Annotated in this window: 15 protein-coding genes; 14 read left to right on the top strand and 1 reads right to left on the bottom strand. The window is 63.7% G+C overall.

Features of this window, described 5'->3' with window-relative positions:
* Positions 1-21: 21 nt before the first annotated feature.
* The 11 genes from tssC to QO005_RS04510 are packed head-to-tail and all read left to right on the top strand — an operon-like array spanning position 22 to position 15,466.
* Positions 22-1,401, top strand: a complete 1,380-nt coding sequence (tssC, locus tag QO005_RS04560) for a type VI secretion system contractile sheath large subunit (RefSeq protein ID WP_307156798.1) — start codon at positions 22-24, stop codon at positions 1,399-1,401.
* Entirely contained in the window at positions 1,398-2,228 is an 831-nt protein-coding gene (locus QO005_RS04555) for a type VI secretion system accessory protein TagJ (protein WP_307156797.1), read from the top strand. The genes tssC and QO005_RS04555 overlap by 4 nt, the downstream gene beginning before the upstream one ends.
* Positions 2,221-2,730 (top strand): type VI secretion system baseplate subunit TssE, encoded by a 510-nt coding sequence (gene tssE / locus QO005_RS04550; protein WP_307156796.1) that lies wholly within the window; start codon positions 2,221-2,223, stop codon positions 2,728-2,730. Before QO005_RS04555 ends, tssE begins: the two co-directional genes overlap by 8 nt.
* On the top strand, positions 2,723-4,501 hold the full coding sequence (gene tssF, locus QO005_RS04545) for a type VI secretion system baseplate subunit TssF (protein ID WP_307156795.1): 1,779 nt from the start codon (positions 2,723-2,725) through the stop codon (positions 4,499-4,501). Before tssE ends, tssF begins: the two co-directional genes overlap by 8 nt.
* Before the next feature lie 10 nt (positions 4,502-4,511).
* Entirely contained in the window at positions 4,512-5,528 is a 1,017-nt protein-coding gene (gene tssG, locus QO005_RS04540) for a type VI secretion system baseplate subunit TssG (protein ID WP_307156794.1), read from the top strand.
* Positions 5,525-6,760 carry an FHA domain-containing protein gene (locus QO005_RS04535; RefSeq protein ID WP_307156793.1) on the top strand — a complete coding sequence of 412 codons (1,236 nt, stop codon included), beginning with the start codon at positions 5,525-5,527 and terminating at the stop codon, positions 6,758-6,760. Before tssG ends, QO005_RS04535 begins: the two co-directional genes overlap by 4 nt.
* Positions 6,750-8,114, top strand: coding sequence for a type VI secretion system baseplate subunit TssK (tssK, locus tag QO005_RS04530; RefSeq protein ID WP_307156792.1), 1,365 nt, complete (start codon positions 6,750-6,752; stop codon positions 8,112-8,114). The genes QO005_RS04535 and tssK overlap by 11 nt, the downstream gene beginning before the upstream one ends.
* Complete coding sequence (gene tssL / locus QO005_RS04525) at positions 8,111-9,616, top strand: type VI secretion system protein TssL, long form (RefSeq protein ID WP_307156791.1); 1,506 nt, start codon at positions 8,111-8,113, stop codon at positions 9,614-9,616. The genes tssK and tssL overlap by 4 nt, the downstream gene beginning before the upstream one ends.
* A complete protein-coding gene (tssM, locus tag QO005_RS04520) occupies positions 9,616-13,098 on the top strand; it encodes a type VI secretion system membrane subunit TssM (protein WP_307157075.1) in 3,483 nt (1,160 codons plus the stop codon). Before tssL ends, tssM begins: the two co-directional genes overlap by 1 nt.
* A 9-nt stretch (positions 13,099-13,107) precedes the next feature.
* Positions 13,108-14,517, top strand: coding sequence for a type VI secretion system-associated protein TagF (gene tagF / locus QO005_RS04515; RefSeq protein WP_307156790.1), 1,410 nt, complete (start codon positions 13,108-13,110; stop codon positions 14,515-14,517).
* Positions 14,498-15,466, top strand: coding sequence for a protein kinase domain-containing protein (locus QO005_RS04510; RefSeq protein WP_307156789.1), 969 nt, complete (start codon positions 14,498-14,500; stop codon positions 15,464-15,466). The genes tagF and QO005_RS04510 overlap by 20 nt, the downstream gene beginning before the upstream one ends.
* Positions 15,467-15,597: 131 nt before the next feature.
* Here QO005_RS04510 and QO005_RS04505 read toward each other — a convergent pair whose 3' ends face one another.
* A complete protein-coding gene (locus QO005_RS04505) occupies positions 15,598-16,734 on the bottom strand; it encodes a polysaccharide biosynthesis/export family protein (protein ID WP_307156788.1) in 1,137 nt (378 codons plus the stop codon).
* 302 nt (positions 16,735-17,036) lie between these two features.
* Between QO005_RS04505 and QO005_RS04500 the strand changes: the two genes are divergently transcribed.
* From QO005_RS04500 to glgB, 3 genes are all read left to right on the top strand, one after another.
* Complete coding sequence (locus QO005_RS04500; RefSeq protein WP_307156787.1) at positions 17,037-20,273, top strand: alpha-1,4-glucan--maltose-1-phosphate maltosyltransferase; 3,237 nt, start codon at positions 17,037-17,039, stop codon at positions 20,271-20,273.
* A gap of 85 nt (positions 20,274-20,358) precedes the next feature.
* A complete protein-coding gene (treS, locus tag QO005_RS04495) occupies positions 20,359-23,670 on the top strand; it encodes a maltose alpha-D-glucosyltransferase (protein ID WP_307157074.1) in 3,312 nt (1,103 codons plus the stop codon).
* Positions 23,667-25,883 (top strand): 1,4-alpha-glucan branching protein GlgB, encoded by a 2,217-nt coding sequence (gene glgB, locus QO005_RS04490; protein WP_307156786.1) that lies wholly within the window; start codon positions 23,667-23,669, stop codon positions 25,881-25,883. The genes treS and glgB overlap by 4 nt, the downstream gene beginning before the upstream one ends.
* The last annotated feature ends 281 nt before the right edge of the window (positions 25,884-26,164 follow it).

The raw sequence follows: 26,164 nt of genomic DNA, 5'->3' as shown, positions 1-26,164 counted from the left end.
TGCAATCCATTGGGGGGTATTGTGAGCTTATCGCCAAGGGCCTTGGCGGATCAGGTGATCAGCCTGATCGACGAGGCCTTGAATCGTCAGGTCAATGCCATTCTGCACCACCCGGAATTCCAGGCCATGGAATCCCGATGGCTGGGGCTTGCCATGCTGGTGCGGGAAGCGGCCCGCAGCAGCGAGGTGAAGATCAAGCTCCTGCCTGTCAGTTGGAAAGAGCTTGGCCGCAGCATGGAGCGCGCCACCGATTTCGATCAGAGCCACCTGTTCGAACTGGTCTATAACCGCGAATTCGGCATGCCGGGCGGTGAACCCTTCGGCCTGCTGGTGGGCGATTACGAGATTTCCCCGACACCGAAGGACCAGACCGATTCCATCGGCGCGCTCACCCATGTCGCCATGGTGGCCGCCGCCGCCTTCTGCCCCTTCGTTGCCGGGGCCGCCGCCGAAACGGTTGGGCTTGAAAGCTTTCAGGAGCTTGCCCGCGTCCATGATTTTTCCTGGCTGCAGCAGGACAAGAACCGGCTGCGCTGGAACAGCCTGCGCGGGCGGGAAGATACCCGCTTTCTCGGCCTTGTGGCGCCGCGCATTCTCATGCGCCCGCCCTACCGGCCTTTCAGCCGCCGCAGGCAGGATGGCTTTCCCTTCCGCGAGACCGTGGCCGAAACGGGTGACAGCCTGCTCTGGGGCAATGGCGCCTTTGCCTTTGCGGCCATCACCATCCGCACCTTCATCGAATCCGGCTGGTTTGCCGATATGCGCGGCGTAACCCAGAACGAGGTGGATGGCGGGCTGGTGGCCCCCTGGCAATTGCCGGGGCTGGATCTTGGCGTGGAAAGCGAAGGCCTGTCGGCCCAGCCGCCGGTGGAGGTGCGCCTGACGCGCGGACAGGAATTGCAGTTTTCCGATCTCGGCATCGTGCCGATCGCCACCACCTATCTGTCATCCTCGGCGATTTTCAATGCCAACCAGTCGCTGCATGCGCCGCCGCATTATCCGACGGAAACGGCAAGGCAGAATGCGCGGCTGGCCGCCATGCTGCAATATGTGCTCTGCGCCTCGCGCTTTTCGCATTATCTCAAGGTCATCATGCGCGATCACATCGGGCAATTGTCCACCGCCTCGGCCATCCAGCGCAAGCTGGAAGACTGGCTCTCCGGCTACACGCTCGGCAATGACGATGCGGAGGTTTCTCTCAGAACCCGCTATCCGCTGCGCTCCGCGGGCATCACCGTTTTCGAAATTCCCGGCAAGCCCGGTTCCTTTTCCTGCACCGTGCGGCTTCAGCCGCATTTCCAGCTGGATGACGTTTCCACCAGCTTCCACCTCATCGCCGAGACCTCGCCTGCTGCCATCGGCATGACCACCCCCGCCGAACAGAGAAGGATTTCCGCATGAGCCTCGATAACCGCATGATCATGGACCTCCTTGCTGAAGACGCGCTTGCCCCGGCTCTGGACGAGGCCCGCGCTGCCGTGAAGACAAAGCCCGCCGACAAGGCGCTGCGCCATCTCTATATCGACCTGCTGGTGCTCTCCGGCGATTATGAGCGCGCCGATGCCCAATGCGATGTGGCGGCCCGCTTCGAGGCGACCGACGGTCTCGGCTACGCGCTGCTGCGCCGGGAAATCCGCGCCATGGCCGCCCGCGCCGACTGGTACGACAAGGGCGCCATGCCAAGCTTTCCCGGCGGCCCCGGCCCGCTGGATGAAATAGCGCTGAAGCTTGGGCTTGCCGTCCGCGAACAGTCCCATGGCGAAGCCGCCAGCCTGGTGCGGCAGTTGGACGAGGCGCGCGGCGAGCGGCCCATGAACTGGAATGGCGCTGCCATTTCCGATCTTCGCGATCTCGATGACCGCCTGCCGCATGCGCTGGAAGTGCTGACCAATGGCGGCGCCTATCTCTGGGTGGATATCGCCCGCATCGAAAGCCTGGTGCTGCAGCCCATCGCCCGCGCTCGCGATCTCGCCTTCCGCCGGGCGGAACTGACGCTTGCCGGCGGAGCCAGCGCCTCCGTGCTGCTGCCGGCCATTTATCCCGGCATTTACGAGGATTCAGCCCTGGCATTGGGGCGGCAGACCGAATGGGTGGAGCTGGCGGAGGGGCTTACCATCGGGCGCGGCCAGCGGTCGCTGTTCAACGGCGATGACATGGTCAGCCTGCACGAACTGGAAAGTCTGGAAGCCGTTCAGGACAAGGCGGAAAGGCAGGCTGCCCGTGGCTGATCCGCTGGACCGCTACCGCCCGAGCGAGCGCCTGCTCAACCGCTCGATCCTAGACCGGCTGCTGGATGACATGCCGGATATGGAGACCGATCCGCTGCTGTCGCTGACCGAACAGGTGCGCGAGATGCGGGAGGTGATCCGCCGCGATCTCGAAGCGCTGCTGAATACGCGCCGCCCGACGCAGGCGCCGCCGGACGGGCTTGCCGAATTGAAGGATGCGCTGGTCTCCTACGGGGTCGATGGCATGCTGTCTGCAAGTCTTGTTACCGACCAGTCGAAAATCCGCCTGGCGCGGCTGATGGAGCGGCGTATCGCGCTGTTTGAAAGCAGGCTGAGCGATGTGCGGGTGACGATTCTGAAGCCGCGCATGGAGGGTGACCGGGCGCTGCGCATGCGCATCGAGGGCATGTTCCGCCTGCAGGAAGGCATGCCACCGATCAGCTTCGAATCCCGCATCGATCCGGCCACCCAATCCTTCGTACTGGAGGGCGCCAATGGCTGACAGCTTTCTGGACCGCTATAATGACGAGCTTTTCGCGCTGCGCCGCCGCGCCGAAAAATTCGCCAGCGCCTTTCCCAAGATTGCCGGGCGCCTGCGCCTGACCGGCGATGTGGCGGACGATCCGCATGTGGAACGGCTGATCCAGAGCTTTGCCTATTCTGCCGCCCGCATCCGCCAGAAGCTGGATGACGAGTTTCCCGAGCTGACCGACAGCCTTCTGGAAACGCTCTATCCGCATTATCTCGCCCCTGTACCCTCGATGAGCATCGTGCGCTTCGAGCCGAGCCCGATGCTGACCAATGTACAGCGCCTGCCGCGCCTCAGCGACATCACCAGCGAGGCGGTGGGCGGCGAGGAATGCCATTTCCGCACCACACAGGATGTGGATGTCGCGCCGCTGAAGATTGCCGCCGCCACGTTGTCCGGCCTGCCGATCGAAGCCCCGCCCGCGCCTTTCCAGGGGGCAGCGGGCTGCCTGAAACTCTCGCTCAGAACCACCGCGCCGAGGGGGCTCAGCTTTCCGGAAATCGGGCTTGGCAAGCTGTCGCTGTTCATTGCGTCCCCCTGGCAGCAGGCAACGGCGCTGTTCGAGCTTCTGGCCAATCACTGCCTCGGCATGGCGCTTGCCCGCCATGCGGAAGACCGGGAGGCGGTATTCCTGCCCGCCAGTCATCTCAGCCCCACCGGCTTTTCGGCGGATGAAGCCATGCTGCCCACGCCCGTCAGCAGCTTTACCGGCTATCGGCTGCTCACCGAATTTTTCGCCCTGCCGCAGAAATTCCTGTTTCTGACCATTGACGGCCTCAACCGCTGGCAGGGCGGCGATTGCGAGCTTTACATCTATCTCGACAGCAGCGACGCGCGGCTGGAACGGCTGATCTCGGCGCAGGATTTCGCGCTCAACGCCACGCCCATCGTCAATCTCTTCCTTCAATCCTCCGAGCCGCTGAAGCTCGATGGCAGCCGCACGGAATATCGCCTGCTGCCCGATAGCCGCCGCCAGCGGGCGCGCGAGGTCTATTGCGTCGAGGAAGTACGGCTTGCCAATCGCCAGGGCGAGGAATGGCGCGCCGAGCCGTTTTTCGGCCGCACCCAGCGTGGCGGCAACCAGGAAATCTACTGGCAGATCAACCGCCGCTTCGATGAGGACGAGACCTCCGATACCGATATCGCCTTTATCGACCGCAAGCGCGGACCGCTGGGACCGACCGACATCACCGCCAGCGTCGATACGCTCTGCCTCAACCGCGATCTCGCCGAGCAATTGCCCTTCGGCGGCGGCCATCCGCATCTCGATCTCGTCAAAAGCAGCGATGGCATTGCCACGGTACAGGCGCTGATCCCGCCCACACCAACGCTGCGCATGAACGAGAAGGATGCAAGGCAATGGCGCCTGGTCTCGCATCTGATCTTCAACCACCTGTCGCTCTTCGACAATGGCGGGGCGGCGCTCAAGGATATTCTCACCCTTTACGCCTTCCGCGATGCCCCGGAAACGCGGCAATTGATCGACGCGATCAGCCGGGTGGAGGCGAAGAACACGTTGGCGCGGCTGGGGCCTGCCATGGTGCCGGGCACGGATGTGACCATCGAATTCGACCCCGCGCTGATCGACCGGGCCGCGGCCTTCGTCTTTGGCGCGGTGCTCAACCACTTCTTCGGGCTTTATACCTCGGTCAACAGCTTTACCCGGCTGACGATCGCGCTGCGCGGCCAGTCGCAACCCATTATCCGCTGGCCCGCCCGCGCCGCAGACCGGCCCCTGGTGTGAGGCCCCTTCCATGAACATGCAGATGAAAACAGACCAGGACCCGATTTCAGCCCTTCTGGAGCGCGACCCCGGCGCCTTCGAACCCACGACCGCCTTTCGCGTCGCCCAGCATCTGTCCGGCGGACGCGAGCTGGAGATTGCCCCGCATCTCGGCATTGCCCCGACGCCACTTGCCGTCAGCGGTTTTCGCCGCAAACTGCAAAGCAACCGGCTAAAGACGGTGTTTGCCGCCCTTGTCGGCCCGCTCGGCGCGCTGCCGCCGCAGTATAACGACCTGCTGCTGAAGCAGGAGCGCAGCCGGGCGCGGGCTTTTTCCAGCTTTCTGGCGCTGTTTTCCGCCCGCTTTGCCGAACTCTTCGTCGCGGCAAACGAGAAATACCGGCTGGCGCGCCGCCTGCGCTGGTCGCCGCGCGAGGCAACGGGCTTTCGCACCGCGATTTTGTCGCTGGCCGGTTTCGGCACCGCCCAACTCGTGGAAAAGGCAGGCGTGCCGGAAGACGTGCTGCTGCGCTTTGCCGGTTTCTTTGCCGACCGCACCCGCAATGGCGCAAACCTTGCCGCCATGCTGCAAAGCTTTACCGGGCTTGCGGTCCAGATCGAGCAGTTCCGCCCGCGCTGGGTGAGTATTCCGCCGGAAGAACTGAGCCAGTTGGGCGCCCGCAACGCCCCGCGCCTCGGCGTCAGCGCCATGGCGGGCAGCGCCGTGCAGGATCTGGCGGGGGGCCTGCGCATCGTGCTCGGCCCGGTCACCTATCAGGACTATCTGAGCCTTTCGCCCGGAAGCCGCAGATTGCGGGAAATCTTTGCTCTCAGCCGCGCCTTTCTCGGCAATGGCTATGACATCGACGTGCAGGTGGTGCTGGCGCGCGATCATATCCCGTTCTGCCAGCTTGGCGCGCCGGACATGCCCGCCCGTCTCGGCTGGAACAGCTGGGCGCGCAGCGCGCCTGCACAGGAAGACAGCCGCGACGCCATCGTGACGGAAGCGCAAGGCCTTCGCGCCTCGCCGCTGGAGGTGACGGCATGAGGCTGGAACTGAAAGCGGAAGGCAATAGCCGGCAGATCTGGGTGCTGGAACATGGCAAGCGCAGCATTGGCCGCTCGCGCGAGTGCGACTGGCAGATCGAGGATGCCGAGCGCCGCGTTTCCAAGCTGCATTGCACCATCAGCCGCGATGCCAAAGGCTTCATACTCACCGACCAGAGCGCCAATGGCACGCTGGTCAATGGCAAGCTTTTGCTGGAGGGCGACAGCCTTCGCCTTGACGATGGCGCCACCATCGATATTCGCGGCCACCGTTTCCGGGTGCGCGTGAGTGGCGAGGCCGACCGCCCCGCCGCCGATCCCGATCCGGGACTGGCGCTGAGCGACGAAAACCTGACGATCTCCGCCATTCTCTCCGACATCGCCCCCGGCGGGCGGGTGGCCAAGGGCATTCTGGGCGAGCGCGGCGGCGATGAGCCCTGGCTGGCGGACGAGACGAAGCCCAAGGGCAAGAGCCTGTCGCGCCACGTCGATATCGGCTGGTCCGGCCCGCCGGAGATTAAGGGCGGCTCGGTGGTCCTGCCGGAAGACTGGTTCAAGGAAGACCTTGCCCCGACCAAGGGAGATGACGAGACCGAGGCGCGGGAAGAGCCGCGTCTCAGCTTTCAGGAGGTGGTCAGCGAAGCCCATGTCTTCGAGCATCGCGATGCCCGCCGTACCGCCGTGACCGTGCAGCCTCTGCGCCGTCGCGACGGGGCCGACGAGCATGATTTCGACGCCGTCTTTGCCGATGGACCGCGGGAAGAGCCCCCGGAGCCGCCGCCTGCAGCCACCAGCCGTTTTCCCGAGCGGCTGGCCGAGCAGGTGAGCGAAATGGAAGAGCTGCTGGCCGATTGTTTCGGCCTGCTCGACCTGCCATCCCCTGCCAATGCAGGTGTTCGCGGTCATGGCGAGGCCGCCCTGCTTTCCCGCCTTGCTTCGCTGACGGAGGCCCAGCGCAGCTTCAATGCCATGCTGGAGCAGGCGCTGCGCGAAGCCACGCAAAGGCTCGATCCGCGCCTTCTCGAAGCCCGTGTCGATGCGGCGGAAAACCGCCTCAGCCTCATCGGCAGACGCAATTACTGGACTGCATACAAAAAGGAATTTGAAGCGGAAGAGAGACTTCTCTCCTTCCGGGATTTTCTGCGCCGGGCCGCGACGGGTGAGGAACCCTCCCCCGCACCGGTTGACGGCGCAACGCCATCCATAGGGGGTATCCACTCGCATGAGACATGAAAATCGCGTTGCCTGGAGTGAAGGCATGTTCCTTCGCGTGCAACATTTTCAGCAATCGGATCGCTGGACGGAAAGGCTGGTGCGCTCCATCGCCCGTGGCATCGCCGCCTATCCCTGGGGTCTGGCGGAAATCGGCATCGACCGCTCGGCGCTCGCCATCGGTCAGTTCGCGCTGTCCAATCTGCGCGGTATCCTGCCGGATGGTACGCCCTTCGACGCCCCGGAAGACACCGACCTGCCGCCGCCGCTGGATCTGGATGAAAGCGTCAAGAACGCCACCATCTATCTGGCGCTGCCCGCCCGCCAGCCGGGGCGCGCGGACATGGCTTTCAATGGGGCTTTCAATGGGAGCGCCAACGGGGCCGCAGGCCTGAACGGCGTGCGCATCATCGCCTCGCCCTACGAGGCCCCCGACGCCAATGTCGAAACCGATTTCATGGCCCCCATCGATGTCGGGCGGCTCAACATGAAGTTTCTGAAGACGGGCGACGATCTTGCCGGGTACGAGCTTCTTGGCCTTGCCCGCGTCATCGAGGTGCGCTCCGACCGTGCCGTCGTTCTCGACCCGGATTTCATTCCGCCAAGCCTCAACTGCACCGCCTCCTCCCGCCTCAATGAGCTCTTGACGGAACTGCTCGGCATCGTTCGTCACCGGGCGGAAGCCATTGCCGAGCGCATTGGCGACCCCACCGTGCGCGGCACGGCGGAAGTGGGCGATTATTTTCTGCTGCAAATTCTCAACCGCGCCGATCCGCTGCTGAAACACGTTCTGTCCAACGCCACGCGGCTGCACCCCATGGTGTTTTACGAGCACTGCATCCAACTTGCGGGAGAGCTTGCCACCTTCACCATGGACAGGAAAAGGGCCAGCGATTTTCCCGCCTACCGCCATGACGATCTGAAGGCCACCTTTTCCGCCGTCTTCGACGATCTGCGCACCTCGCTCTCCGCCGTGCTGGAACAGGCAGCCATCGCCATCGAGCTTGTGGAGCGCCGCCACGGCGTGCGCGTCGGCACCATCAACGACCGCAGCCTGTTCCGCGAGGCGGGCTTCGTGCTGGCGGTCAGGGCGGAGCTTCCCGCCGAGGATATTCGCCGCAAATTGCCGGCGCAGATCAAGGTCGGACCGGTGGAGCGCATCGCCGAACTGGTCAATGTGGCGCTGCCCGGCATTCCGGTGCGGCCGCTGCCGGTGCTGCCGCGCCAGCTGCCCTACCGGGCAGGCACGCTCTATTTCGAGCTGGATACGAAATCGCCGCTGTGGAAGCAGCTCGAAAGCTCCGGCGCCATTGCCATTCACCTCGCCGGGGAGTTCCCCGGTCTTGAAATGGAGCTCTGGGGGCTTCGCGAATGAACAAGGATATTCCATCCTCTCCCTCGGCCTGGCAGGATCTTCCCACCATCGTCGAGGTTACCGAGGAAAAGCGGGTTCAGGACGAGAAATCCCGCAATATCTCGGAGCTGCTCGATACCGCAGCCGAGGCGCCCGTCGCCACGGAAGGGGGTGCTGCCCTGCCGGTGGCGCGGCTGCTGGAAACCTTCCGGTTCGGCGGGGCCGACGTGCCCGTCATCGTGCGCTCCGCAGCGCCGCTGCTCAATCTTGCGCATGCGCTGCGCTACAACGCCGGCCAGCCGGATATTGCCGAGCTGCGCCGCGCCGCCATCGAGGCGGTGAACGCCTATGAGCGTGATCTCGCCGCCGCTCGCATCAGCCCGGAACGGGCGCGGGCCGCCCATTATGTCATCTGCGCCACCGTGGATGACGTGGTGCTGTCAAAGCCCTGGGGCGTGCGCGCCGGATGGGCGCGCTCCGGCCTGGTCTCCACCTTCCATAATGACGTGACAGGCGGCGACCGGGTTTTCGACATTCTCGACCATTTCCACCAGTCGCCGGGCGCCAACAAGGATCTGCTGCTGCTGATCTATCTCTGCCTGTCGCTGGCCTTCGAGGGCCGCACGCGCGTGTCCTCGCGCGGGGCTCTGGAATTGTCGCGCATCCGCGACAGCCTCTACAAGACGCTGCTTGGCCAATACGGCGTGTTCGAGCGCGAGCTTTCGCCGCACTGGCAGGGGGTCAATGCCCGCCACAAGCCGTTGCGCACCATGGCCGCGCTGTGGACGCTGCTGTCGCTGGTGGCGCTGGCCTTCGCGCTCGGCTACCTCTTTTTCACGCTGACACTGAACGACAGTTCCGACCGCACCTTCCAGAGGCTGGCCGCGCTTGAGCCGCGTCAGACGCCGAGCGTGCTGATTGCAGCACCGCCTGCCCCGCCGCCGGAAGAACCAAAGCCGCCGGTGAAGGCAGAGGAGCCGCCGCCCCCGCCGCCACCGGCCACGCCGCCACCGCCCAGCCGCCTGCAGAACCTTCTGACCTTCCTCCAGCCGGAGGTGGAAAAGAAACTGGTGACGCTTTCCGACGCCAATGGGCGGCTGCGCGTGCGCATCAACAATTCCGGCCTGTTCGATGTCGGCAGTGCCGATGTGAAGGAACAGTTCCGCGATCTGCTGCAACGGATCGGCGGGGCGCTTGCGGCGGATAATTTCCGCGCCGTGGTCATCGGCTATACCGACAACGTGCCGATCAAGACCGTACAGTTTCCCTCCAACTGGCACCTGTCGGAGGCCCGCGCCAAGGCGGTGGGCGATCTTCTTGCCGCCTATACCGGACCGGAGGCCATTTTGACTGAAGGCCGCGCCGACAGCGACCCCATTGCCGACAATTCGACCCCAGAAGGCCGCGAAAAGAACCGACGGACGGAAATTCTCGTGCTGACCAATCCCGATGAAAAACTGAATGACGCGGGCATTCTCGCCCCGCCGGTTCAGGCCACCCCGCAGGCCGGAGGCGGCCAATGATCAATCCGCTCAGCTGGTTCTACTCCATCCGCTCCTATGTCGATTCCTATGCGGGGATCGTCGGGCGGCGCTTCATTTCACTGATCTGGGTGATCGCACTCGCCGTCGTCATCTGGTTCTACGGCTATCTGCTGGCCTTCGGCACCTTCAAGCCCTTTGCCAGCGTCCCGGCCCGCATCTGGGCCATCATCGCCCTCTTCGCCGTCTGGGCCATCTATATGGCCGTCACCCTGATCCGCGCCCGCAAGCAGGATCAGGAACTGGTCGACAGCATCGAGCAGCAGGCGCTGGCCACCCGTCAGGCGGAAGTCGGCGAAATCGAAAATCGCCTCAAGGAAGCGCTGGCGCTTTTGAAGCGCATCACCCGAAAGCGGTTCGGCTATATCTACGACCTGCCCTGGTATGTGATCTTCGGCGCGCCGGGTTCGGGCAAGACCACGGCGCTCACCAATTCCGGCCTGCAATTTCCGCTGGGCGATGCGCTGGGCACCGAGGCGGTCAAGGGCATTGGCGGCACGCGCAACTGCAATTGGTGGTTCGCCGACGAGGCGATCCTGATCGATACCGCCGGCCGCTACACCACGCAGGACGATCTGGACGGCTCCTCCAAGGCGGGCTGGGACGGTTTTCTCAACCTCATCCGCCGCTATCGCCGCGCTCAGCCGGTGAATGGCGCACTGGTGACGCTGTCCATCGGCGATCTGATGACACGCGACCCGGAAGCCCAGCGCGAGGAATTGCGTGCCATCCGCAAGCGGCTTGCCGAGCTGGACGAGCAGCTCGGCGCGCGCGTACCGGTCTATCTTTTGTTGACCAAGGCCGACCTGCTCACCGGCTTCGTTGAGTTTTTCGAAGGCTTCAACAAGAGCGATCGCGAGCAGGTCTGGGGCATGACCTTTTCGCTGGAAGACAGCGACAAGGCCGCCGATCTGCCGCAGCGTTTCGCGGAAGAATTCGCGCTTCTGCAACAGCGCGTCGATGCCATGCTGATCGAGCGGCTGCAACAGGAGCAGAATGCCGAAATCCGGGGGCGCATCTTCCGCTTTCCGGCAGAGCTTGCAGCCCTTCAGGAAAGGCTGAACGAGGCGGTGACGGAGCTTGCCTCCGGCTCGGCGCTGATCGAAGCGCCCTTCATTCGCGGCTTCTATTTCGTCTCCGCCACCCAGCCGGACGAGGCGCTTTCGGCAAGCCCCGCCAAGCGCAGCCGCCGCAGCTACTTCCTGCCGCGGCTGTTCAAGCAGGTGATCTTCAACGAGGCCGCCCTGGTGGCCCGCGACAAGCGCCTGTCACGCCGCCAGCTCATTCTGCGCCGGGTCTCCTATGGTGTGGCGGTGGCGGTGCTGGCGCTGGTGTTTTCCGGCTGGACGCTGACCTTCATCCAGAACCGGCAGGCGCTGGCCGAGGCCGATGAGCGGCTGAACGCCTATGACAAGCTCATCCAGGGCGTCGGCGTGCGCGATGTCAACGATGCCGATTTCCTGCGCATCCTTCCTGCCCTCGATAATCTGCGCGCCGTGCCGCAAGGATTTGGCGAGGGGCGTCTGTGGATCGCAAGCTTCGGCCTCAACCAGTCCAGCAAGATCGAAAGCCGCCAGCGCGATGCCTATCAGCGGGCGCTGAACGGGCTGCTTTTGCCGCGCATGCTGGTGCAGTTGCAAAAGGACCTGACGGACGAGAAGGACGTGACCCGCGCCTTCAACGGCCTGAAGCTCTATGCCATGCTGGGCGGGCTTGGCCGTCTCGATCCGGATTTCGTCTCCTATCAGGCCGAGCAGATGTTCAACCGGCTCTATCCCGGCGAAGGCCGGGCCGTGGCCCGGCGGGCGCTGATTGCCCATGCCCGCGCCATGGCGGGCGGCGCCCTGCCGCCGATTGAAATCGACCGCAGCCTGATGGCCAAGGCCCGCGACATCATTCGCGACCAGACGGTGGCCGAACGTGCCTATGACATTCTGGCCGGGTCCCGCGCTGCCCGCAGTGCTGCCCCCTGGACACCCTCTGCCGCCTTCGGTCCGCTGGCCGACAAGGCGTTCGAGCGCAAATCCGGCGCGCCGCTCACGGAAGGCGTGGAAGGTCTCTTCACCGCTACCGGCTACCGGCAGGTGGTGCTGCCGAAAATCGCCGATGCGGCCCGCGAGGCCCTTCAGGAAGAATGGGTGCGCGGCTCTCCGGCAGCGCTGCGCGGCCAGACCCTGGAAAGCGTTTCGCAGGCAGCGCTCCAGATCTATTTCGACCGCTTCGAACAGCGCTGGGCCAGCGTGCTCAGCGACATCACCGTGAAGCCCTCGCAAAGCCTCGGCGATGCGGCGGAAACCTCGCGTATCCTCGCCAATGAGCGCAACATCATCGGCCAGGCGGCCCGCTCCATCGCCGAGGCCACCGATCTGAGGCCGAAGGGCGATGTCAGCGGCGTCGCCACCCTCGTCTCCTCGGCCAGCGGCGACACGGTGGCCGCCATGCTCGCCACCTCCATGGAAGCGCCGGACCCCTATGGCAAGCTCAGGGATGCGCTTCAGCCCCCGGCGGAGAGCGAGAAATCGGCCACCGACGGCAAGAAGCCGGTCTCGCAGGTGGATGCCATTCTGCCACGCATCGACACGCTGCATGACCAGCTGGCGCGCTCGGCCACGTCCTCGGCGGAGGTCGCCAAGGTGTTCGATGTCGACGGGCAATTGACCAAGGCCAATCAGGACCTGTTGCAGGATGCCCGCCGCCTGCCCGCACCGCTGGACACATGGGTGGCGGGGCTTGCCGCCGATATCGGCTCGCTGGCGGTCAAATCCGCCCGCAGCCGCATAGCCGATCTCTGGTCGGCGGAAGGGGCAAGCCTGTGCAGCTCCATCGTCACCGGCCGCTATCCTTTCGACCGCAGTTCGAACCGCGACGTGGCGATGAATGATTTCATCCGCCTCTTCGGTCCGAAGGGCCTGTTCCGCAGCTTCTTCGACCAGCGGCTTGCGCCCTTTGTCGATCAGGCCGCCTCGCCCTGGGGCTGGAAGGGAACATTCGGCGCCGCGGGCATTCCCAGCGACGCCATCGCCTCTTTCGAAAAGGCCGACCAGATCACCCGGGCCTTCTTCCCCAATGGCAGCGAAACCCCGGCCATTACCCTGAACGTCAAGCCGGTCTCGCTATCGGACCAGGCCAATGCGGTCATGCTGGAAATCGAGGGCGAGCGCGTCGTCTATTTCCACGGGCCGATCCAGGCGAAATCCATCACCTGGCCGTCACGGCAGGCGGCCAATATGTCGCGCATTGCCTTCCAGCCGGGCGGCTGGCAGCAGGCCAAGACGGAAAATGGCGACTGGTCGCCCTTCCGCCTCTTTGATGACGCAGAGATCAGCAATGAGGCCAGCGACACATTCCGCCTGCGTTTTGCCACCGGTGGCCAGACGGCGGAATTCGAGGTGCAGTTCGGCTCGGTGCTCAATCCCTTCCGCCTGAAGGCGCTGGCGGATTTCAGCTGCCCGGCGCAGTTTTGAGGAGACGCCATGGCCCCCCGTCCCCAGCCCAGCGTGAAGATGACCCCCATAGACCGGATCGGCTTTTTCGGGAAATTGCCGAGCCATGGCGATTTCATCTCCGACGGGCTGGAACGGGAGACGATCGAAGCGCTGGACCGCTGGTGCCGCGAGGGTCTGCATGCATGCGAAATGGCTTTCGGGGCGGGCTGGGAAAAGCTGTTCGCAGCCTCCCCGCCCTGGCGCTTCATCGTGGAAAAGGGCATCTGGGGACGGGCCGCCTTTGCCGGCGTGCTGCTGCCCAGCCATGACCGGGTGGGGCGAAGCTTTCCGCTGATCATCGCCGCCCAGCTCAACCAGTTCGATTACCATCCCCGCACGCTTTATCTCGACCGCAACTGGTTCATTGCCGCCGAAGGGCTGGCGGAAAGCTCGATCACCCGCGATTTCGATCTCGGACGCTTCATCGACAGCCTGAAACGGATGCGCCTGCCCCGCCCGCAGGAGGACGAGGGCCTGACGCCCGCCACCCCCGACCGCTCGGGCCTGTGGTGGTATATCGATCAGGAAACCATGAAGCCGCGGGGCTTGCGGCTTTCCGCGCCGCTGAAGGCGGAGCATTTCCTGAAGCTCTTCCGGGAAGTCTCGCAATCGGCGGAAAAACCGGTGCCGCCGCAACCGGAGCCGACCGTTCAGCCCGCTGAGACCCCGCAACCCAAAGCACCGCTTGCGGTTCAGCCCGCACCGCTTAAAGCACCCGCGCTCGGCTATTCCTATGCCACCCATGCCGGGACACGCTTTTCCATCAATGCCGACGGGCTGTTTCTCTCCGCCGCACCGCCGCTCTTTGCCGTCGCCGATGGCGTTGGCGATCATGGCAGCGCCGAGGCTGCCGCCAAGCTTGCCGCCAACAGCCTAGCCACCATCGGCCCGGTGGAGACGGCAGAAGACATGCTGCATGAAATCAAGGGCAAGCTTGGCAAGGCCAACAGCCTGTTGCTGGCCCGTCCGCCGGGCAACGGCCTGCCACCGCCCGCCGCCAGCATCGTCACCGCCTCGGTGGTGGCGGGACAGATCCTCATCGTCTGGGCCGGCGATGCCCGCGCCTACCTGCTGCGCGATGGCACCATGCGTCCGCTGACCCGCGACCATGTCAGCCTGGGCTTGCAGAAACGTCTTCGGCGCGGGCTGGGGCTTGAGCCGCAATTCCTGCCGGAAAGCCTTATGGAAGCCGCAAAGCCGGGCGATCAACTCTTCCTGTGCAGCTATCCGCTGATCCATCTGCTCGGCGAACGGGCGGTTGCGGAACTGCTGCTGGACCATGCCGGAGACGATCCGGCAGAAGCGCTGATACAGGAAGGATTGATTGCCAATGCCCGTGAAAACATCAGCGCCATCGTCATCCGCCTGAGCGATAGCCATGTCGGTGGATCCCCATAAGCTGATTGCCGAGCGGTTCGCCGCGCTGATGGCTGCGGTGCGCGATCAGGATGGCCATGCCCGCAGCGCCGAGGACCAGCAATTCCTGCTGGACCAGTTGCGCGGGGCGATGGACCGGGCCTCCGACAGGCTCAATCCGGGTCAGTCCGGCCAGATTGCCGGAACCTTCCTTGTCGAGGACACCATCCATACTGGCGCCTGGCACGAGGTGCTGAAACTGCGCCACCGTGATCTCGGCACACTGCACGCGCTGAAAACCCTCAAGCCCGAAGAGGCCCATGCCGTCAGCCGGGCCGAGCTTCTGCGCCGTGAGGCCGAAATCGGCCTCACCCTATCGCATCCCCGGATCGTAACCACCCGCATGCTGTTGCGGCTGAGTGACGGGCGGCCCGCCATTCTTCAGGACTGGGCAGGAGAGCCGCTCACCGCCCTGCCGCGCCCCGATGCCGGGCAATGCCGGGACATCATGACCGCCCTTCTTTCGGCGCTCGCCTATCTACACGGCCTGGGGCTGGTGCATGGCGACATCGCACCCGGCAACCTGCTGCTGGATGAAAAAGGCAATATCCGCCTTGGAGATTTCGGCATTGCGCTCCGGCAAGGGGAAACCCATGCGGTTCTGGGCCTTGCGCAGGCGCGCCCGGCGCTGGTGGCGGCAGACCGGCAGGATGCCGCCCGTCCCGCCCGCGCTGTTCAGGACCTGCACGCTTCAGGCCTGTTGCTTCAGGGGATGCTGGACGGGCTGGAGGATGTGCCGGAAAAGCTAGAGCATTTCCAGGAAAAGTGGGAACCAGTTTTCCGTCCGGAAATGTGTCAATACAAAAAGTTAGAGCGCCGATCTGATTCAATCACATCGAAAAGCGCTCTAACAGCGCTTGCCGAGTGGCTGATTGAGGCACCCGACAGCGCGGAAGACCGCAGCGCGGTGCAGGCGCTGCTGTTGTTATGAGCGATTTATACCAAGGCTCGAAGATGCTTACGCATCCTCGCCTTGAAGTGATTTCGAATATCTCAATCGCGTCAAATGCTTGAGATATTCGAAAGTGGAATCCAAAGAGTCATTTTCAATGACTCTTTGTATCACTGCGCCGAACCGGCCCCCGGCAGCGGAGCGGCTGCGGTATTGGGCACTTTCTGATAGACCGTCAGCAGCTTGGCGGAATCCACCAGACCGGCATTGCTGGCATAGATCACGTCGCCCTTCTGCATCTGGAAGAGCTGCATGAGCATGATGCTGGAAGCATCCTTCATGTTGACGTGGTAGATCACCGGCTTGGCAGTGGTGACCATGGTCACCGGACCCTTGCCGCCGCTGGCGGCCTGCGGCACCTGGATGAGCTGGTTGCGGAAGATGTAGACATTGCGGGCATCGGCGCGGTCGTCCAGCAGTCCGCCTGCACGGCCAACGGCCTGGGCGAGCGTCAGCTTGCCGGGCTCGAACTGGAATTCGCCAGCGCTCTTGAAGGCGCCAAGCGCGGTAAAGCTTGCGGCATCGCCATCCACCATCACCTGATCGCCCGGCAGCAGCACGATATTCTGCTTTTCGTCGTTCATGATACGGTCGAGCGCGGCGCTGGCGCGTTCCTTGCCGCGCACCACCGTCACCATGGCCGCAGGCGGGGCCACGGAGGCGCCGCCGGATTGCGAGATGATGTCGAGAACCTTTTCCTTGCGCGCCGTGAGCGCCACCTTGCCCGGGCTTTTCACCGCACCGCTGACGATGACGGCGCTGGACGGCTTGTCCACCACGGTCACCACCGCCTGCGGATTGACCGAGGACCCCTTGAGACCGGCGACGATGCGGCTTTGCAGGCCTTCCGGCGTGGAATCCGTCACGCGCTGGCGGCCCACGAAAGGCATGGAGACATAGCCGGACTGATCCACCGTGAAGCGGCCGAGATTGAGCGTCTTGCTGTTGGTGGAGGAAAACAGCCCCTCCTCGCCTGTGTCCAGCACGGTGACGTCGATCACGTCGCCGGGGCGCAGGCGCTGCTGGTTATAGGCGCCGCGCAAGGCCGTCAGCCCGGCGTCGTTGGCATGCGGATTGACCGGCTGCGCGGCCGTTACGGCGGGCGCATTGGCCAGTTCGATCACCGGCACGCGCTCATTGCTGTGGGGGAACTTCGCATCGCGGATGCTGCCGGCGCTTGGCCCGTCCGATGGTTTTGCGCAACTGCTCAACAGCGCCACCAGAAGGACCGAAAGAACCTTGCGCATGCCCCAATCTCCGCTCACGAAATGGATCCCACAACCGCCGAAACACATCCCGCGCGGATGCCTGAAATATGGAAAAAGCTCCGACCCTGCCCAAAAGCCAGAAGCACCGAGAATCATTTGAGAAAAATCAATAGCAGGCGCGCCGTGAAGCGCAATGCAAAAGCGACAGCTTGCCGCAAAAACGACATGACAGTTGCCCTTGCGCCACGTTTATGACGCGTTTCGGCCATGCGCCGCGCGGCTCGACGAAGGAACAAGCCCTGCCTCCAAGGGTTAACAGCAAAACCTTGGGAGGATGATCCATGGATGCTCATGCACGCGGCGGTGTTAAGGCCGGTGCCGGGGAAGCCCCGCGCCTCTATTATGTGCACCCGCTGATGCTGGGAGGAATTGCGGATTGGCGGGAGCTTTTCCACCATGCCCGCAGCCTTGGTTTTGACAGCGTGCTGACCGCCCCCCTGTTTCAACGGCGCGAAGGAACCAGCCTGTTCATCAGCGAGGATTTCGAGCGGCTCGACCCGGCGCTCGGGCTGGGCGAGGATGTTCGCACAGGGCTTCAGCAATTGCGCGCCCTTCAGCAGGAAACCGGCATCGATCTTTTCATGGACGTCGCTCCCGGCCGTCTGCCCGATCCCTCCCCCGCCATTGCCGCAGACCCGCGCCCGGCCCCGCAGATGGCCGGAAGCCATGGGCTTGAGGGGCTGGACGAAACAGCCCGGGAAAATCATCTCACCGCCTGGCGCATCCGCCTTGCTGCTTTGGCGGAGAGCGGCATTGCCGGCTTTCGCTGTCTCGACCTTTTGGCGCTGGCGCCGCAGGAATGGCGCACCCTGATTGCCGGGGTTACCGCCAGCCATCCGCGATGCCGTTTCTATGCCTGGACACCGGGAACGCCCTTCGAGTTGAGGCGGAGCCTGGCGCATGCCGGTTTTGCGGGTGCCTTTTCATCGCTGGCCTGGTGGGATGGAGAAGAGCGGTGGCTTCTCGACGAAACCGAAGTGCAGCGGGATTTCCCCTTGCAGATCGCCATGCCGGAAGCGCCCTTTGGCCCACGCGTCGCCCATGGCGCCGAGGGAACGGAGGTGCTGGAGCGGCGCGCGCGTCAGGCGCTCACACTGGCGGCCGCCCATGGTGGCGGGCTGATGGTGCCCATGGGTTTCGAATTTGGCGTTGCCACCCCGCTCGATCCGCTGCATGGCGAGGGACTGGGGCTGAAAGCACTGCGCGACCGGCAGGCGTTCGACCTCTCCGGCAGCATCCGCCGCACCAATGAAAGCCTGGCACGCTCGGCCTTGACGCCCCCGCCTTCCCGTCTGATCAGCGCCAGCGGCACCTCCACAGCCGCGCTGATTACCGGCGATCATCCGGATCTGCGTCACAGCGAGCGGCTCAGGGTCATTCTCTTCAATCGCGACCTGCGCCGCAGCAGCGCCGTTCCTTTTCAGGCGCTGAGCGAGACCTGTTTCCGCTTCCTGCCGCTGACCGAAAGCGGCAGACCGGAGCAGAAGCTCACCGCCGATCTGCGCCTTGCGCCGGGAGATGTCCGCATTTTTGAAGGCACGCCCGCCAGTGCCGTGCGGATGGCGGCGGGTACCCCGGCGCTAGAAGCGGCAAGAACATCGAGATTGGTGATCGAAAACATCACGCCGAGCGTCGATGGCGGGCGCTTTCCGGTCAAGCGTGTGGTCGGCCAGATGCTGACGGTGGAAGCCGATCTCTTCGGCGAAGGTCATGATCCGATCAGCGCTGCCCTTTTGTGGCGCGCCGCCGATCAGCCGGACTGGACGGAGGTGCCGATGCAGCTGCTGGTCAATGATCGGTGGCGCGGGGAATTCCCGCTGGAGCGGCTGGGGCGGCACGAATTCGCGGTGGAATGCTGGCGCAACCCCTTTGCGATTTTCCGCTCCGAATTGCAGAAAAAGCATGAGGCGCGCCTCGATCTGACGCTGGAACAGCAGGAAGGCCTGATCCTGATCCGCGAGGCGATGGAGGCCGCCACCGATCCGGTGAAGACCGCTCTGCAACGGCTGATCGATGAGTTTGAACAGGCCGATGCTGCGGCTAAAACCAGCCTGCTCCTGCATGCCGGGACGTTTGCCCTGATGCAGCAGGCTGACCGCCGCCCTTTCCGGCTGCGCTCAGCCGCCGTCCCGGTGGATGCCGAGCGGCGCGAAGCCTCCTTTTCCAGCTGGTACCAGATCTTTCCCCGTTCCCAGAGCGGCGATCCGCACCGGCACGGCACCTTTGACGACGTGATCGCCCGCCTGCCCGCCATTCGTGCCATGGGCTTCGACACGCTCTATTTTCCGCCCATCCACCCCATTGGCACCACCAACCGCAAGGGGCGCAACAACAGCCTGAAAGCGGGGCCGGAAGATCCCGGCAGCCCCTATGCCATCGGCTCGGAGGCGGGCGGCCATGACGCCATTCATCCTCAGCTCGGCACGTTCGAGGATTTCCGCAGGCTGATTACTGCCGCCAGCGAGCACGGGCTGGAAATCGCGCTCGACCTGGCCATCCAGGCCTCGCCTGACCATCCCTGGCTGACGCAACATCCCGGCTGGTTCGACTGGCGGCCCGACGGCAGTATTCGCTACGCGGAAAATCCGCCGAAAAAATACGAGGACATCGTCAATGTCGATTTCTACGCCCGCGATGCGGTACCGGGGCTCTGGCAGAGCCTGAAGGAGATCGTCGAGCTTTGGGTGGATCAGGGCGTCAAGGTCTTCCGGGTGGATAATCCCCACACCAAGCCCTTTCCGTTCTGGGAGTGGCTGATTGCGGAAATCCGCGCCCGCAATCCGGAGGTCATCTTTCTCTCGGAGGCCTTTACCCGGCCCAAGGTCATGTATCGTCTGGCCAAGATCGGCTTTTCGCAATCCTACACCTATTTCACCTGGCGCAATGCCAAGTGGGAGCTTGAGCAGTATATGCGCGAGATCACCGAGGAAGCGCCGAAGGAGTTTTTCCGCCCGCATTTCTTCGTCAACACCCACGATATCAACCCGGATTTCCTGCAAAATGCCCCGCGCCCGGCCTTTGTCATCCGCGCGGCGCTGGCGGCCACGCTTTCGGGATTGTGGGGCGTCTATAACGGCTTCGAACTCTGCGAAGGCCGCCCCGACGCCAAGCGCAAGGAATATGCCGACAGCGAGAAATACGAAATCCGCGCCTGGGACTGGGACCGGCCCGGCAACATCAAGGGTGAAATCACCCAGCTCAACCGTATTCGCCGCGACAATCCGGCATTGCACAGCCATCTCGGACTGACGCTGCTCAACGCCTGGAACGATCAGGTGATGTTCTTCGAAAAGGCCAGCGCCGGGCGCGAAAACGTGCTGCTGATCGCCATCAGTCTCGATCCGCACCATGCACAGGAGGCGGATGTGGAAATACCGCTCTGGTCCTGGAACCTGCCGGACCACGCCTCGTTGCCCATGGAAGACCTTCTGACAGGCCGCCACTTCACCTGGACCGGCAAGCGGCAACACCTGCGACTGACCCCCGAGCAGCCCTTCGCAATCTGGCGCGTACGCTAAGCTTTTGTTTTTCCGTGTTTCCAGACGGAATGCCGGTTCCCGCTTTTCCTGGAAACACTCAAAAAGGATCAATATCATGGACATGATGACGGATCGCGATCAGGCGGACAACGGCGTTCAAGGCAAGGGTTCGGCGGGCGCGGGCGATGCGCTGTGGTACAAGGACGCCATCATCTATCAGTTGCATGTGAAATCCTTCCATGACGGCAATGGCGATGGCATCGGCGATTTTTCCGGCCTGCATGCCAAGCTGGACCATATCGCTTCGCTGGGCGTCACGGCCATCTGGCTTTTGCCCTTCTTTCCCTCGCCACGCCGGGACGATGGCTATGACATTGCCGATTACGGCAATGTCAGCCCCGATTACGGAACGATGGAGGATTTTCGCGCCTTCGTGGCCGCCGCCCATGAGCGCGGCATCCGGGTGATCATCGAACTCGTCATCAACCACACCTCCGATCAGCACCCCTGGTTCCAGCGGGCGCGCCATGCGCCCCCCGGCTCGCCGGAACGGGATTTCTACGTCTGGTCCGATACCGACCAGACCTTTCCGGAAACGCGGATCATCTTCATCGACACGGAAAAATCCAACTGGACCTGGGATCCGGTGGCGGGCGCCTATTACTGGCACCGCTTCTATTCCCACCAGCCGGACCTGAATTTCGACAATCCGCTGGTCATGCAGGAATTGCTGGAGGTCATGCGCTTCTGGCTGGAAACCGGCATTGACGGCTTCCGGCTGGATGCCATTCCCTATCTGGTGGAGCGGGAAGGCACCAACAACGAGAACCTGCCGGAAACCCATGCGATCCTGAAGCGCATCCGCGCCGCCCTCGATTCCACCCATCCCGGAAAAATGCTGCTGGCCGAGGCCAATCAGTGGCCGGAGGACACGCGCGACTATTTCGGCGACGGCGACGAGTGCCACATGGCGTTCCATTTCCCGCTGATGCCGCGCATGTACATGGCGATCGCCAAGGAAGACCGGTTTCCCATCACCGATATCATGCGCCAGACACCGGATATCCCGGACACCTGCCAGTGGGCGATCTTCCTGCGCAATCACGATGAACTGACGCTGGAAATGGTGACGGATGCGGAGCGTGATTATCTGTGGACCACCTATGCCGCCGATCGTCGCGCCCGCATCAATCTCGGCATTCGCCGCCGTCTCGCACCCTTGATGGAGCGTGACCGGCGGCGGATCGAACTGATGAACGCATTGCTGCTCTCCATGCCTGGCACGCCGGTGCTCTATTACGGCGACGAGATCGGCATGGGCGACAATATCTATCTGGGCGACCGCGACGGCGTGCGCACGCCCATGCAATGGTCGCCGGATCGCAATGGCGGCTTTTCCCGCGCCGATCCTGCCCGGCTGGTGCTGCCGCCGATCATGGATCCGCTCTATGGCTATGAGGCGGTCAATGTCGAGGCGCAGAGTGCGGATGCCCACTCGCTTCTCAACTGGACCCGGCACATGCTGGCGCTGCGCACCCGGTTCAACGCTTTCGGACGCGGCAGCCAGACCTTTCTTGCCCCCTCCAATCGCCGCGTCCTCGCTTATCTTCGGGAATATCAGGAGGAGACGCTGCTCTGCGTCTTCAATCTCTCCCGGCTGCCGCAGGCGGTGGAGCTCGATCTTTCCGCCTTTGCTGGCCGGGTGCCGATCGAGCTTACCGGCATGTCGGCCTTTCCGCCGATCGGCCAGCTTACCTATCTCCTTACCCTGCCGCCCTATGGCTTTTACTGGTTCCGCCTTGCCCCGGAAGCCGATGGCCCGGTCTGGCGTACCGAACCGCCGGAGCAATTGCCGGATTTCGTCACCATGGTGCTGCGGCGCGACCTGACGGAACTGGTGGACGAGCCGCGGCTGGCCGGGACGCTCTCCCGCGAGATCCTGCCCAACTATCTCGCCAAGCGGCGCTGGTTCGGCTCCAAGGGCGAAGCCTTGAAGCGGGCAACGCTGGTCTCGGCCACGCCGCTCGGCTATCCGCACAATATTCTGCTGGGCGAGCTTGAAGCGGAACTGGAAGGACATACGGAAACCTATCTCCTGCCGCTTTCGCCCGCCTGGGATGATGCCCAGCCAACAGTGCTGGCGCAGCAACTGGCCATGGCCCGCATCCGGCAGGGGCGACGGGTGGGCTTTCTCACCGATGGCTTTGCCATGGAAGGTCTGGCGCGCGGCGTGCTGCGCGGGCTTTGCGAACGGGCGCGCCTGTCCAGCCGCAGCGGCACGCTGGAGTTCCTCGGCACCGACGCGCTGGATTGTCTGGCCGTCAGCGACGACATGGCCGTGACCTGGCTTTCCGCCGAACAATCGAACAGTTCGCTGATTGTCGGCGATATGGCCATGGTCAAGCTCATTCGCCACATCTTTCCCGGCATTCATCCGGAAGTGGAGATGACGCGCCACCTCACCGCCCTTGGCTATGCCAATACCGCGCCGCTTCTGGGCGAAGTGCGCCGTATCGCTCCGGACGGGACGCCCTCGACGCTGATCATCGTGCAAGGTGCCATCCGCAATCAGGGCGATGCCTGGAACTGGCTGCTTGCCAATCTGCGCCGCAGCCTGGATGACCTGCTGCTCTCCCCCGGCGAGCCGGAGGAGGTGGACGATATGATGCGCCCGCTCACGGAATTCATCGCCACCGTCGGCACCCGTCTGGGCGAGCTGCATGTGGCGCTGGCAACGCCGGTGGACGATCCCGCCTTCTCGCCACAAGAGGCCGGGGAAGACTATGTTTCCAGCCTGCGCGCGCGCATCGAGCAGGAGCTGGAGGCCAGTCTCGCCGTGCTTTCCGAAAAGGATCTGGACCTTGGCGATGGGCTCTCCGGGCAGGTCGCGCGGCTTCTTTCCCGGCATGAGCCGCTGCTCGAAGCCGCCAGGGGGGAGGCCGAGGCCGCGCGCCATACGCTGATGATCCGCCATCACGGCGATTTCCACTTCGGCCAGGTTCTGGTGGCGGAAGCGGACGCCTATATCATTGACTTCGAGGGAGAACCCGCCCGCCCGCTTGCCGAAAGGCGGGCCAAGGCCCATCCCATGCGCGACGTGGCAGGCCTGTTGCGCTCGCTAAGCTATCTGGCCGCCACGGCGGAGCTGGAAAACGAGGCGGTGACGGACCCGGACAGCGACCGGCGCATACGCCTCATCCGCCGCTTTGCCGAACGCGCCGAACAGCGCTTTCTCGAGAACTATTTCGCCGCCACCGAAAGCTGCCCGGCGCTCGACATGCCGGAGCGGCGGCGCAATCGCATCCTCGATCTCTTCCTTCTGGAAAAGGCAGCCTACGAGATCGTCTACGAAGCCCGAAACCGGCCGAAATGGCTGCCCATTCCCCTCGGTGGCTTCCTGGCCATCGCCAACAGACTTCTGGAGAAAAGCACTTGATGCTGGAACGACTGGACCCCATGACCGGCATCGACCGGTCTGCCGCCGATGCCCTGGTGGAAGGCCGCCATGGCGATCCCTTCGCTGTCCTCGGCCGCCATCATCTCGGCGACCTGACCGTCATCCGCGCGCTTTATCCCGGCGCGGTTTCGGTGGAGGTCGTGGACACCGAAAGCGGCGCTGCCGTCAAACGGCTTGACCCGGCCCATCCGGGCGGCTTGTTCGCGGGCACTTTGCCCGGCCTGTCGCGCTACCGGCTGCGCATCCAGTGGCCGGATGCCGTTCAGGAAACCGAAGACCCCTACGCGTTCGGCCTGCTGCTCGGCGAGCTCGACCTGCACCTTTTTTCCCAGGGCACGCATTATGAAATGGGCCGGGTGTTCGGTGCCCGGCCCATGCGGGTCGATGGCATCAGCGGTGTCCGATTTTCCGTCTGGGCTCCGAATGCACGCCGGGTTTCCGTGGTGGGCGATTTCAATTCCTGGGATGGACGGCGTCACCCCATGCGGCTGCGAGCCTCGGCAGGGGTGTGGGAACTCTTCATTCCCCGCCTCGGCAAGGGCGAGCGCTACAAGTTCGAAATCCTCGATGCCAACGGTACGCCACTGCCGCAAAAGGCCGATCCTCTGGCGCGCGCCGCCGAAGCGGCCCCCGGCACCGCCTCGGTCGTGGCCTCTGCCGACCCTTTCCCCTGGACGGACGGGGACTGGCTAAGCCGCCATCATGGGGAAGACCGGCTCACCCAGCCGATTTCGATTTACGAGCTTCATGCCGGCTCCTGGCTCAGGATCAGCGAAGACGGCAACCGCATGCTGGACTGGGTGGAACTCAGCCAGCGGCTCATTCCCTATGTGGTGAAGATGGGCTTTACCCATATCGAACTGTTGCCTATCATGGAGCACCCCTTTGGCGGCTCCTGGGGCTATCAGCCGCTCGGCCTGTTCGCGCCCACAGGCCGCCACGGCACGCCGGAGGATTTCGCCTATTTCATCGACCGCTGCCATGCTTCCGGCATCGGCGTCATTCTCGACTGGGTGCCTGCGCATTTCCCAACCGATGTCTGGGGGCTTGCCCGCTTCGACGGCACCGCGCTTTACGAGCATGAGGACCCGCGCGAGGGCTTTCACCGCGACTGGAACACGCTGATCTACAATCTCGGACGCAATGAGGTGAAGGGGTTCCTGATTGCCAGCGCCCTGCACTGGCTGGAGGAGTTTCACGTCGATGCGTTGCGCGTCGATGCTGTCGCCTCCATGCTATACCGCGATTACAGCCGCAATGACGGCGAATGGATTCCCAATCGCTACGGCGGGCGGGAAAACCTGGAATCGGTGGAGTTCTTCAAGCATCTGAACAGCATCATCCGCACCCGCTGCCCGGCGGCGCTGACCATGGCGGAGGAATCCACCGCCTGGCCCGGCGTCACCCGCCCGACCGAGGAAGGCGGCCTTGGCTTCGACTTCAAATGGAACATGGGCTGGATGCATGACAGCCTGCATTACATGCAGGAAGACCCGGTCTATCGCCGATACCATCACGGCTCGATGACCTTCGGCATGGTCTATGCCTATTCGGAGCGCTTCATCCTGCCGATCTCCCACGACGAAGTGGTGCATGGCAAAGGCTCGCTCCTTGGCAAGATGCCCGGCGATGACTGGCAGAAGCGCGCCAATCTGCGCGCCTATTTCGGCTTCATGTGGGCGCATCCCGGCAAGAAACTGCTGTTCATGGGCAGCGAACTTGGCCAGCATGCCGAGTGGAACCACGATGCCTCGGTGCATTGGGATCTGCTGGACGATCCCGCCCATGCCGGTCTGCAAAGACTGCTTGCAGACCTCAACCGGCTTTATACCAGCGAAAACGCCCTGCACTTCGGCGATCTCGATCCGCAAGGCTTTGAATGGGCGAGCGCCGACGACGCCGAAAACTCGATCTTCGCCATGCTGCGCTACAGCGCCGACCGCACCAGCATCGTGCTTGCTGTCTCCAACATGACACCGGTGCCCCGCCAGAATTATCGTCTTGGCGTGCCGGAAGCCGGATGCTGGCGGGAAGTGTTCAACAGTGACGCCGCCATTTATGGCGGCGGCAATCTCGGCAATGTGGAAGCCTGGACAGAAGATCACCCCGCCCATGGCCGCCCGCAATCGCTGTCGCTGACCCTGCCGCCGCTTTCAACACTTTACCTGATCTGGCGGCGGGAGGGGTCATGAAGCCGAGAGGATTATCTTGAGAAAAGTGGAGGCCGGTTTTCCGTCCGGAAATGTGTAAATACAAAAAGTTAGAGCGCCGATCTGATTCACTCACACAGTACACGACGCTCAGGTATGTCGTGCGGGCTACCCCCTCTGCCTTGCCAGGCATCTCCCCCTCAAGGGGGGAGATTACAATGCGGAAAAAGCGTCATCCTTCCATAAATATCTGCGATTGCAGCGTTTTCCAGAATTTAAACAGGGCCTTCATTTTGCCGATCTCCCCCCTTGAGGGGGAGATG

It is taken from the genome of Allorhizobium paknamense (assembly GCF_030815125.1).
In the GTDB taxonomy this organism is placed as follows: Bacteria; Pseudomonadota; Alphaproteobacteria; order Rhizobiales; family Rhizobiaceae; genus Allorhizobium; species Allorhizobium paknamense.
The sequence above is the reverse complement of the archived record's forward strand: the minus strand, read 5'-3'. Positions and strand labels throughout refer to the sequence as shown.